This is a genomic window from Acinetobacter sp. LUNF3 (genome assembly GCF_022699605.1).
Classification (GTDB): Bacteria; Pseudomonadota; Gammaproteobacteria; order Pseudomonadales; family Moraxellaceae; genus Acinetobacter; species Acinetobacter johnsonii.
On record NZ_CP093968.1, the window covers coordinates 1,078,823 to 1,089,944 of the forward strand.

Below are 11,122 nucleotides of genomic sequence, written 5' to 3' on the forward strand. Positions count from 1 at the left end.
AAGCCACTGGCATGAAAGCTTTTATTGTTCGTAGTTTGTTAGTCGTTGTCAGCTTCGTGCTTTTGGTACAGTTGTGGATTTTTGCAAGCCTAGCGTGGTGGCGTTACAAGCCAGTGGAAACCACCATGTTTATGCGAATTGATTATTGGTCTGAGCCATCTAAACCCATTCAACACGAATGGCGTGATTATGACGAGATCAGTGAGTACATGAAAAAAGCCATTGTTGCGGCTGAAGATGGTAAATTTATGCAACATCATGGTTTTGACTGGGATGGCATTCAAGCGGCGCTTGAACGTAATAATGACACGGGCAAAGTGGTTGCGGGCGGTTCGACGATTTCTCAGCAATTGGCCAAAAACTTATTTTTATATAACAAGCGTTCATTCATTCGTAAAGGTCAGGAAGCTATTGCAACTTGGATGATGGAACGGATGTGGAGCAAAGAACGCATCTTAGAGGTATATCTGAACTCGGTGGAGTTTGGCGATAATATCTATGGCGTCGAAGCTGCAACCCAACACTACTTTGGTAAAAGTTCACGTAGCTTAAGCCGAGAGCAGGCGGTCTTTTTAGCGGCCATTTTACCCAATCCGAAATACTACCAAGACCATCAAAATGACCGTAAGTTGCAAAACCGCGAGCGCATGATTCGAAAGTATATGCGCTATAGCGATATCCCTTAATTTGATTGATCTGAAAAAGCCCAAATTTATGGGCTTTTTTTTATGAAATTGTCACAAAATTGAAGCATACTTATCATGATAAAACGCATTCAAATAATCAAAGGTTAGCTATGAATACGGCAGCAAGCACATCTCCGATACCACAACCTGAATACGCGTATAACGATCGCTATATTAACCGTGAGTTATCGATATTAGATTTCCATTTACGTGTATTGGAACAAGCCGTAGATCCTTTACATCCGTTGTTAGAACGGATGAATTTCTTACTGATTTTTTCACGTAACTTAGATGAGTTCTTTGAAATTCGTGTTGCAGGCGTCATGGAACAGTTGGATCTGGGTAATGAAAGTCGTAGCCCCGATGGCTTAACCCCACGCCAAGTTCTTGACCAAATTTCGCAGACTGCACATGCAGCGATAGAACGTCAGTACCGCATTCTGAATGAAGAAATTTTGCCAAAACTGCGTGAGGAAGACATTTGCTTCCTACGCCGTGGGGAACTGACACCTGCACAGTCTTCATGGGTGAAGAAATATTTCCAAGAACAGGTTGCACCTGTCTTAACACCGATTAGCCTTGACCCTGCGCATCCATTTCCGCGTTTAGTGAATAAAAGTCTCAACTTTATCGTGACTTTGGAAGGGAAAGACGCATTTGGTCGTCAGATTGATTTGGCCGTTGTTCCTGCACCGCGTTCATTGCCACGTGTGGTTCGTCTACCTGATGAACTCACAGGTGGAAAAGAACATCATGTGATGCTTTCAGCTATTATCCATGAGCATGTTTCTGACTTGTTCCCAGGGATGACAGCAACAGGCTGTTATCAGTTCCGTGTCACACGGAATGCTGATTTGGCGCTCAATGAAGATGTGGAAGACTTAGCCAAAGCACTGAAAGGTGAGTTAAGTTCACGTCGTTTTGGACGAGCAGTACGTTTGGAAGTTACACAAAACTGTCCAGAACATATTTATAACTACTTGCTAGATGAATTTGATCTGCATCAGGAGCAGTTGTATAAAGTCGAAGGACCTGTGAACTTGGCGCGTTTATTGTCCAATTTTAAACGTCCACATCTACGGTATGACGCACATATTCCTGTTATTCCTAAAGTGTTGAAAAAGTCGGAAAGCATGTTCTCTGCAATGCAGAAGCAGGATATTTTACTACATCATCCGTTTGAGTCTTTCGCACCTGTGATTAACTTGTTGCGTGAAGCTGCACGTGACCCACAAGTGTTGGCGATTAAGCAAACCCTCTATCGCAGTGGGGCAGACTCTGAAATTGTACAAGTCCTAGCAGAAGCGGCGCGTAATGGTAAAGAAGTTACCGCGGTGATTGAGCTGCGTGCGCGTTTTGATGAAGAGTCAAATATTGAAGTGGCGAATGTACTACAAGAGGCGGGTGCAGTGGTTGTTTACGGCATTGTGGGCTATAAAACTCATGCCAAAATGATTCTTGTGGTACGCCGTGAAAATAATAAACTCGTTCGTTATGTGCACTTGGGAACGGGTAACTACCATGCGGGTAATGCACGTATTTATACCGACTATGGTTTGCTCACGACCGATAAAGAGTTGTGTGAAGATGTACACCGTATTTTCCAAGAATTGACAGGTATGGGGAAAATGGCGAAGCTGAAAAAGCTACTTCATGCGCCGTTTACGCTCCATGCACAACTGATCAATTTTATTGATGATGAAATTGCCAATGCGAAAGCGGGCAAGAAAGCGCAGATTATTGTGAAAGTAAATGCACTAACTGAAGTGCAACTGATCAATAAGCTGTATGAGGCATCGCAGGCGGGTGTACAAATTGATCTCATTATTCGTTCAATTTGTTGTCTACGCCCAGGCTTGCCAGGGCTTTCGGAAAACATTCGTGTGCGTTCGATCGTGGGGCGTTTCTTAGAACATACGCGTGTTTTTTATTTTAGTAATAATGGCGATGCGCGTATTTATGGTTCGAGTGCCGATTGGATGGATCGGAATCTATTTAATCGTGTTGAGGCCTGTTTCCCAATTGAAGATCCAGCTTTGAAAAAACGTATTTATCAGCAAGGTTTGTTGACCTATTTGCAGGATAATCAACAAGCTTGGTTACTACAGGGTGATGGAACTTGGCTTCGTGCGACGCCAGCTGAAGGCGAAACCGAGCATAATGCGCAGCGTTATTTGCTAGATGTGATTAAATAATTTTAGGGGTGCTTGGGTCTAAAAAAGATTCAGGCACAAAAAAAGGAGTCATGTTTGACTCCTTTTTTATGCACTAAAATAAGCTTAGTGCAGATTTTGAGTAATTTTTTGCAGGATTTGTAATAGCACATCAAATTCGCTTTGTAGCGGGGTGCTTTTACGTGTCACCAAAGCTAAGATACGGCTTGGAGCAGCTTCAATTTGTTTGACCATCAAATCTGGATTCGCTTTAATCATATTGGTATGAATTGCGATTTCAGGTAATAAGGTAAAACCAAGATCAGCCGATACCATTTCTACAAGGGTCGGTAAAGAACTCGCTTTTAAACGATGGTCATTCTTACGTTCACCAATAGGGCAGGCACTTAGAGTGTGGTCACGTAAGCAGTGGCCTTCTTCAAGCAACATTAAACGCGAAAGGTCTAAGTCATCTAGCGATTTGGCTTGGCTTGCGATATCTGATTTATTACAGACCAAAAACAAACTTTCTTTTGCGACTTCAGCAACTTTTAAGCCACGTGTATCAAAAGGTAGAGCCAAAACGACCATGTCTAAATTACCATGTTCGAGTTTTTCTACAATTTTCTCACTTTGCGCTTCGTGTAAATGTAGTTGAATTTTAGGGAGTTGCTTATGCACTTCATCTAACAATTGCGCCAAAATAAATGGCGCAATGGTTGGAATAACACCTAGATGTAAATCACCAGTTAAAGGCTCGCTCATTTCTCGGCTTAAACGCATCAGGTCTTGAGCATCTGCCAGTAGAACACGAGCACGAGCAACGACTTGCTCGCCTAGAGGAGTTAAGCGCACATTTTGGCGATCACGCTCTACAAGTACGCCACCGAGTAGGCGTTCAAGCTCCATAATCCCGCCCGACAAAGTCGATTGGGTTACAAATGAACGTCGTGCAGCTTCAGTAAAATGCAGCGTTTCTGACAGTGTAACGAGATATGACAGCTGTCTTAAGGATGGTAATGCAGCCATAGTGTCCTAATGATTATGATTTAAAGTGTTGTGCAAATAATTCGCTAAGATTTGGAATGAAGTGCGGTGGGATATCATGCCCCATTCCATCAATTAATTCAAATTTAGCGCCCATAATTGCCTTTGCAACGGCCTTTCCGTGACTAGGCGGGAGTAAACGGTCTCGCGAACCGTGTACCACAAGGGTCGGTTGTTGAATCTGTTTGTCCAGTTGCAATAAAGAACCTGTACATAATATTGCTAAAAACTGTTGAAGTACACCCGCAGGGTAATAACTTCGGCGATATAATTTGCGAGAAGTCTGAATTGACTCGATTGGATTGTGATAATCAGGCGAGCCAATGATCTTAAACACTTTCAAAGAGTGGCTCACAATTCCTTCTTCATCGGTCGATTCAGGTCGACCAATTAGACTAAAGAGTTGCTTTGGAAAAGGCGGCGGCAGTAAAGGTTGGTTGTTACTGGTGAACATTAGGCCGAGCTTTTTGACCTTCTGTGGATGACGCGCTGCTAGAATTTGCCCAATCATACCACCCATGGATGCACCAATCACATAACTTTCATCTAAACCTAAACGGTCTAAAAGCAGTGCTACATCGTCAGCCATGTCGTATAAGTCATAAGGTGCACCACGGTTATCTAAACCTAAAGCAAAACGCCCCATCAGTTTGAGGGTGTTTAAGCGTGGACCTTGATGTTTAATTTTTGAAGATAAACCAATATCGCGGTTATCAAAGCGAATGATACGAAAACCTTGATCAATCAGAGATTTACAGAAGAAATCAGGCCAAAATAACAGCTGTGCTCCTAAGCCCATGATCAAAACAATGGTCGGATGATGGTCTTCGCCACCGATTTCGACATGGAGTTCAATACCATTGCCTAAGTCGACTTTGGTTTCGCGCATAAAAGAGGTATAGGGTGAAAGATTATATTGGAGTGCGCTATTCATTATTGTAATCCTCACATAAAGGACATCTATTGTTATAAATGTCCTTTTATTTAAACTCTAAACCTGTGCTGGAATCAAGTCTGGAACCAGTTTTGTTAATGCTAAACGTTGTTTCGCTGCGGTTGCTCCAAGCAGTACGAAGCCGCGAAGTGTGCCTTGACTGTCTAGGGCTTTGGCAATCATGCCATCATCTAACTCTTCAGTTTCCCAGTTCACCTCTGCATCAATTGGTGCAGGTAAAACAGTGAGCGGCGCAGCAGGTGTTTTAACTGCTACAGGCATAGCAGGGTAATGCACCGCAGTGGTCTCGCCATTTAAGGTTTTCGCTAAAGCGCGTGCTTGCTGCATGATCGGCATGACATAAGGCAGCAAGAGTCCATTGACTTCAGCACAATCTCCTACGGCGTAGATATGCGGTTGATTCGTCTCAAGTTGTGCATTGGTCAAAATGCCACGACTGGTTTGAATACCTGCTTCTTTTGCAAGGGAAATGTTTGGTTGTAGACCAATCGCAGATAAGACTACATCTGCGACCAAAGACTGACCATTGGCTAAGGTCACAACATAGTCACCATTTTCAATTTTAGACACTTTTTCAACTGTGGTGCCAAGGACAAAATGAATACCTGTTGCCTCAAGGCTTTCTTTAAAGGCACTTGAAACATGCGCTGGCAATAAACGGCCCAAAGGCTGGTTTGCCAAGTCGATAACGGTAGCTTGATGACCTGTATGTTGTAAATCATTGGCAAATTCGCAACCGATAAGACCTGCACCTAAAATGACTACACGTTTGTCTGCACGCTTTTCAAGTTTTGCACGAAAGGTTTTATAGTCTTCTAGATTGTTTACAACTTGTATGTCAGTACTCCCATCGCCCGCAATGGCTAAGCGAATTGGGTTTGCACCTAGGGCTAAAACCAATTGAGAGTAGGGCTGTGTAGATTCAGTGCCATCTTTAATAACGGTTAACTGCTGCTGTTCAGCATGAATCTCTTTCACCCAAGTACGCGTGGCAATTTGCATTTTTAGTTGTGTTGCCATTTTCTCTGCATCACCCAAAGCAATCTGTTCAGGCGCTTTGTTGGCAACAAAGGCATTGGACAACGTTGGTTTGGCATAATTAGTCGCATCATCTGCACATAGCATAAGCAGCTCTTGTTCAGGGTTCAGCTTGCGAAATTCACGTGCTACAGCATAGCCTGCCATACCTGAGCCAATGATGACGATGGGATGCATAAGGTTCTCCAGAGATTATTTTAAAGACGTAAAAAAAGACCATGCTGCATGGTCTTTAACACTATGAATTAGATTTCAACCATTTCAAAATCGATTTTTGACACGCCACAATCTGGGCAAGTCCAATCGTCAGGGATATCGTCCCATTTCGTTCCCGCCACGATGCCATCTTGTGGCCAACCTTCTGCTTCGTCATAAATCCATCCACAAACGATGCATTGATACTTCTTCATTTGACTCTCCAAAACGCTGAACAAGAAAGGGTTCAGCAAAATAATCCATTACGCAAGCTGCTATTCATCTGAGTGGTTAGCATACTTCGCTAATCTAAATTTTTACGCAGTTCTAATACGAATGTAAAGTAAATATCGGAGTTTAATGATTGAATCTATCTTCTAAAAGCTATGATCAGGACAAAACGTATCATTTAAAACCAGATCGTATTTGGCAAAAGTGTGAAAGATATAGATGATTGCATGTCAAAAAGATGTGTTTCTTCAATCAGCTGGTCTTTTAAAATCGTTAAAATATAGACTAAGGTCGTGATGTAAATGTAGAATTAAATTGCTATTTTAACATTGAGTACATCTATATCTAATATTTATTAAATAAATGACTTAATTAAAAACAATAGCTTACATAAATATTTGGGTTATTCAGCCGGCTGTATGGCAAGTGCTTGACTATTTTTTTGACAGATAACGCTGTAAAATTCATCTATTCCTTTTCAAATTTTATTGATCTCCTATGAACAACTTGTCTACAACGCTGTGGTCGCACATTCGTACGGTCCAAGATTTTCCAAAACCTGGGATTTGTTTCTTCGATTTAACACCATTGTTTATGAGCAATATTGAGCCTTTAACCGACGCGTTAATTGCAAGTATTCCTGCTGAACAGTTGGCTGAAGTAGACAGTTTTGTTGCTGTAGAAGCGCGTGGCTTTGTACTTGCGAGCTTATTGGCACAGCGTTTAGGTAAAGGTTTATTGTTGGTGCGTAAAGCAGGCAAGCTGCCACCACCTGTGGTGGGTGTGGGTTATAGTTTGGAATATGGTTTAGACCGTTTAGAAATGGCAGCCAATACGCCATCGCAAAAAGTGATTATTGTAGATGACGTTTTAGCGACAGGCGGGACATTAAAAGCGGTTAAACAGTTGGTGGCAAAATGTAATCATGAAGTGCTCGGCGCCAGTATTTTTCTTGATTTGCCTGATTTGCATACTGACTTAGGTTTAAAGATTTGGTCAGTGTTAGATGACAAATCAAAACCAGAATCTGTTGCTGCATAAGCACATTAAAAAGCCTTGGGACATGCCAAGGCTTTTTTTATTTATATAAATATTGTTGTTCTAGATGTTCAATCAGTTGATTAATATTTTCAGGTTTAAGTAGTCGGTGATGCCCACCTTCAACCGCTTGAATCAACATATAATTTTCTAAAATTTCCTGTGCTGCATACATATCAATTAATTCATCTCCCAGCTCTAAATAGGCCACTTGTGGTACATTGTGGTCTAAGTCAGTATCATTAATGCTTGGGTAATCATCGCGAAAATCAGGCGCTAAGCGGGGGTTGGCAATCACACACGGAATTTGATGTAGCAGCGACATTTTCAATGCCCAATACGCGCCAATACAATGCCCAACAATAATCTCAGGTTTTATTTTTTCAATAATATCGTCGTAGAAACTAGCTACGGTAGAAAAATTGAGATAGCGATAATCGACATCAATACAAAATTTCTGCTTTGCATCAATGGCATGGAACTTGGTGGACTCACGTGAGGAGTCTAATCCATGCAAAAACAAAATTTTAGATTCGCATCTGCTCATGATTTATCATTCAATTAAAAAACTAAATTATTTTATGAGTGGAGAAAAGTTTACTTTTCCACGATTTATAGTGTCCATTGTAGAGGGATTAACATTGAAATGAAGTTAGCTTTTGGTCTAAGAAATAGGCAGACCTTTTATACGGTGGGCGTTTTAGCCCTGAAAAAAAACAGGATGTATACTTTTTTATAAACCGCGTGGTTTTTGATGATGCTCATTCGTCTGGAATTCTGCTATGCTATGCAACTTCCGTTTTTTAATACATATACGAGGCAGAGATGACGCAACAAAACGCTCAATCGACTTCTGAACAAGCCATTTCCGAAAACGATTTAATTGCGCAGCGTCATGCCAAGTTAAAGCAGATTGAAGATCAAGCCAAACAAACGGGCACTAGCCCATGGCCAAACACGTTTAAACGTGAACATTATGCGCAAGACTTACAAGATCAATTTGCAGACAAAAGCAAAGAAGAAATTGAAGCAGCAGAGCATGTTTATGTGTCTGTAGCGGGTCGTGTGATGTTAAACCGCGGTTCATTCATCGTGATTCAAGATATGACGGGTCGTATCCAGTTATATGTGGCACGTAAAGAATTAGCACCAGAAACTTTAGAAACCATTAAGAGCTTAGATCTTGGTGATATTATCGCGGTGAAAGGTTATATCGGTCGCTCAGGTAAGGGTGACCTTTATGTACATATCGAACACTTTGAGCTTTTAACCAAGTCGCTTCGTCCACTTCCAGATAAATTTCATGGTCTAAACGATACTGAAGTTAAATATCGTAAGCGTTATCTTGACCTGATTGTGAACGAAGAAACACGTAAGACTTTTGAAATTCGTGCCAAAGTGGTTTCAGGCATTCGTGCGTTCTTAACTGAACAGCGCTTCATGGAAGTAGAAACACCGATGATGCATGTGATTCCAGGTGGAGCATCAGCGCGTCCATTTGAAACGCATCATAATGCTTTGGATATGCCACTTTTCTTACGTATCGCGCCTGAGCTTTACTTAAAGCGTTTGGTTGTTGGTGGTTTTGAGCGTGTGTTTGAAATTAACCGTAACTTCCGTAACGAAGGTGTTTCGACGCGTCACAACCCAGAATTCACTATGATTGAATTCTATCAAGCTTATGCAGACTATAAAGACTTGATGGAACTTACCGAAAATATGCTTGAACGCTTAGCGCTCGATATCTTAGGTTCAACTGATGTGCCTTATGGTGAAGAAGTTTATAGCTTCAAAGGTCCATTCAAGAAAATTTCGATGTTTGATGCCATTCTTGCGCACAATCCACAGTTCACGCCTGAAAATGTTAATGACCGTGAATTCTTGGCAAAATTTGTGCAAGAAGAGCTGAAAGAACAGGTAAAACCAGGTTTTGGTTTGGGTAAACTTCAAACCATCGTATTTGAAGAAACTGTTGAAACTCAGCTACGTCAGCCGACTTTCATTACAGAATATCCAGCTGAAACATCGCCATTGGCACGCCGTAATGATCATAACCCACACATTACGGACCGTTTTGAGTTCTTTATTGGTGGCCGTGAACTTGCGAATGGTTTCTCCGAGTTGAATGATCCGATTGACCAAGCTGAACGTTTCCAAGCTCAGGTTTCAGAAAAAGACGCAGGTGATGATGAAGCAATGCACTACGATGCAGACTTTGTTGAAGCACTTGAGTACGGCTTACCGCCTACAGCGGGTGAGGGTATTGGTATTGACCGTTTAGTCATGTTATTCGCTAATGCAGCAAGTATTCGTGATGTGATCCTGTTCCCACACATGCGTCATAAAAACTAAGTTTGATCTGAACATAAAAAGCCCGCATTATTGCGGGTTTTTTATGTTTTACTGATTAATCCCAAAGTAATTGGAATCCAAATTTTTTGTCTATAATGTTGATATATAAATCAACAATGTAGTCTGTGTCGAATGTGATTTTTAGTCTTCTAGGTTGCGAGTTTGGTAAGTCATATACATAGAACCTAAATGAAACCGACTTTAGGTATTTGTAAATGTATTGCTTAGCAGAAACTTAGAGGAAAATCGAAGGGTGAGCTGGTAGATAGACTGAATGCTTTGAATGAAGTTGATGTAATATTTGAGTTTATTTAGGGATTTATGATTATTGAATAAAACTTATAGAGCTTATCAATTTTGTTTTATATGAGGTTTTTGCATATAAATATAATAAAACAAGCAATAGTGTGTATAACTAAATCTTTATAATGCATATATATTTTTACATGTGTAATAAGTACACGATTTTTGTGAGTTGGTGCTGTCAATGTCATTAAATGAGGAAAGACTTACTCATCTTAAACAGCTTGAAGCTGAGAGTATTCATATTATCCGCGAAGTAGCTGCTGAGTTTGAAAACCCAGTGATGCTTTATTCTATTGGTAAAGATTCAGCAGTGATGCTGCATCTGGCGCTTAAAGCGTTCTATCCTGCCAAGCTTCCATTTCCGCTTCTGCATGTAGATACGGGCTGGAAATTTAAAGACATGATTGCTTTCCGCGACAAGATGGCAAAAACCCATGGTTTTGATTTGATCGTACATCAAAACAAAGAAGGGAAAGATGCGGGCATTAACCCATTTGATCATGGTAGCTCAAAATATACCGATATCATGAAAACTCAAGGCTTAAAACAAGCACTTGATAAATACGGTTTTGATGCGGCGTTTGGTGGTGCACGTCGTGATGAAGAAAAATCACGAGCGAAAGAACGTGTCTACTCATTCCGTGACTCGAAACACCGTTGGGACCCAAAAAACCAACGTCCTGAACTTTGGAATCTTTACAACGGTAAAGTGAACAAAGGTGAAAGTATTCGTGTATTCCCACTATCAAACTGGACTGAGCTTGATATTTGGCAATACATCTACTTGGAAAGCATTCCATTGGTTCCACTTTATTTAGCTGCAGAACGTCCTGTGGTTGAGCGTAGTGGTACTTTGATTATGGTTGATGATGAACGTATGCCTTTAAAAGAAGGCGAAGTTCCACAAATGAAATCGGTACGCTTCCGTACACTTGGTTGTTACCCACTTACGGGTGCAGTGGAGTCAACGGCGAATACCTTACCTGAAATCATCCAAGAAATGTTGCTTGCAACCAGCTCTGAACGTCAAGGTCGTATGATTGACCATGATGAAGCGGGCTCGATGGAGAAGAAAAAGCAAGAAGGTTATTTCTAACTGTTGATAAATCTCTCCCCTTGCG

10 protein-coding genes are annotated in these 11,122 nt (G+C 41.2%); 5 read left to right on the plus strand and 5 right to left on the minus strand.

The annotated features are described in order from the left end of the window. Positions 1 to 11 precede the first annotated feature (11 nt). A complete protein-coding gene (mtgA, locus tag MN200_RS05240) occupies positions 12 to 686 on the plus strand; it encodes a monofunctional biosynthetic peptidoglycan transglycosylase (protein ID WP_058869205.1) in 675 nt (224 codons plus the stop codon). 110 nt (positions 687 to 796) lie between these two features. Continuing rightward, positions 797 to 2,881 carry a polyphosphate kinase 1 gene (gene ppk1 / locus MN200_RS05245; protein WP_242760233.1) on the plus strand — a complete coding sequence of 695 codons (2,085 nt, stop codon included), beginning with the start codon at positions 797 to 799 and terminating at the stop codon, positions 2,879 to 2,881. A gap of 84 nt (positions 2,882 to 2,965) precedes the next feature. Here the strand turns inward: ppk1 and oxyR are convergent, their stop codons facing one another. The 4 genes from oxyR to rubA all read right to left on the minus strand — a co-directional run bounded on the left by oxyR (position 2,966) and on the right by rubA (position 6,289). Beyond that, positions 2,966 to 3,868 (minus strand): LysR family transcriptional regulator OxyR, encoded by a 903-nt coding sequence (oxyR, locus tag MN200_RS05250; protein ID WP_058869206.1) that lies wholly within the window; start codon positions 3,866 to 3,868, stop codon positions 2,966 to 2,968. Between the two features lie 13 nt (positions 3,869 to 3,881). Next, a complete protein-coding gene (locus MN200_RS05255; RefSeq protein WP_004694383.1) occupies positions 3,882 to 4,820 on the minus strand; it encodes an alpha/beta hydrolase in 939 nt (312 codons plus the stop codon). Between the two features lie 57 nt (positions 4,821 to 4,877). Beyond that, positions 4,878 to 6,056: an FAD-dependent oxidoreductase gene (locus tag MN200_RS05260; RefSeq protein ID WP_242760234.1), complete on the minus strand. Its 1,179-nt coding sequence runs from the start codon at positions 6,054 to 6,056 to the stop codon at positions 4,878 to 4,880. 68 nt (positions 6,057 to 6,124) lie between these two features. Next, on the minus strand, positions 6,125 to 6,289 hold the full coding sequence (gene rubA / locus MN200_RS05265; RefSeq protein WP_004694381.1) for a rubredoxin RubA: 165 nt from the start codon (positions 6,287 to 6,289) through the stop codon (positions 6,125 to 6,127). 514 nt (positions 6,290 to 6,803) lie between these two features. Between rubA and MN200_RS05270 the strand changes: the two genes are divergently transcribed. Then, positions 6,804 to 7,346, plus strand: a complete 543-nt coding sequence (locus tag MN200_RS05270) for an adenine phosphoribosyltransferase (protein WP_184118625.1) — start codon at positions 6,804 to 6,806, stop codon at positions 7,344 to 7,346. 37 nt (positions 7,347 to 7,383) lie between these two features. On the opposite strand, the gene MN200_RS05275 is transcribed toward MN200_RS05270, so the two are convergent. Beyond that, a complete protein-coding gene (locus MN200_RS05275) occupies positions 7,384 to 7,890 on the minus strand; it encodes a YqiA/YcfP family alpha/beta fold hydrolase (RefSeq protein WP_183173999.1) in 507 nt (168 codons plus the stop codon). A gap of 278 nt (positions 7,891 to 8,168) precedes the next feature. On the opposite strand from MN200_RS05275, the gene lysS reads away from it, so the two are divergent. Both lysS and cysD read left to right on the plus strand, forming a co-directional pair. Then, positions 8,169 to 9,695, plus strand: a complete 1,527-nt coding sequence (gene lysS / locus MN200_RS05280; RefSeq protein WP_062034107.1) for a lysine--tRNA ligase — start codon at positions 8,169 to 8,171, stop codon at positions 9,693 to 9,695. A 487-nt stretch (positions 9,696 to 10,182) separates the two neighbouring features. Next, the gene (gene cysD, locus MN200_RS05285; RefSeq protein ID WP_125274039.1) at positions 10,183 to 11,097 is read left to right on the plus strand and encodes a sulfate adenylyltransferase subunit CysD; all 915 of its coding nucleotides are present in this window, start codon (positions 10,183 to 10,185) and stop codon (positions 11,095 to 11,097) included. The last annotated feature ends 25 nt before the right edge of the window (positions 11,098 to 11,122 follow it).

Excerpts from the sequence above, each read along its gene's own strand:
- MN200_RS05275 (WP_183173999.1), bottom strand. The coding sequence starts at position 7,890 with ATGAGCAGATGCGAATCTAAAATTTTGTTTTTGCATGGATTAGACTCC.
- mtgA (WP_058869205.1), top strand. The coding sequence starts at position 12 with ATGAAAGCTTTTATTGTTCGTAGTTTGTTAGTCGTTGTCAGCTTCGTG.
- rubA (WP_004694381.1), bottom strand. The coding sequence starts at position 6,289 with ATGAAGAAGTATCAATGCATCGTTTGTGGATGGATTTATGACGAAGCA.
- MN200_RS05270 (WP_184118625.1), top strand. The coding sequence starts at position 6,804 with ATGAACAACTTGTCTACAACGCTGTGGTCGCACATTCGTACGGTCCAA.
- ppk1 (WP_242760233.1), top strand. The coding sequence starts at position 797 with ATGAATACGGCAGCAAGCACATCTCCGATACCACAACCTGAATACGCG.
- lysS (WP_062034107.1), top strand. The coding sequence starts at position 8,169 with ATGACGCAACAAAACGCTCAATCGACTTCTGAACAAGCCATTTCCGAA.
- cysD (WP_125274039.1), top strand. The coding sequence starts at position 10,183 with ATGTCATTAAATGAGGAAAGACTTACTCATCTTAAACAGCTTGAAGCT.
- oxyR (WP_058869206.1), bottom strand. The coding sequence starts at position 3,868 with ATGGCTGCATTACCATCCTTAAGACAGCTGTCATATCTCGTTACACTG.
- MN200_RS05255 (WP_004694383.1), bottom strand. The coding sequence starts at position 4,820 with ATGAATAGCGCACTCCAATATAATCTTTCACCCTATACCTCTTTTATG.
- MN200_RS05260 (WP_242760234.1), bottom strand. The coding sequence starts at position 6,056 with ATGCATCCCATCGTCATCATTGGCTCAGGTATGGCAGGCTATGCTGTA.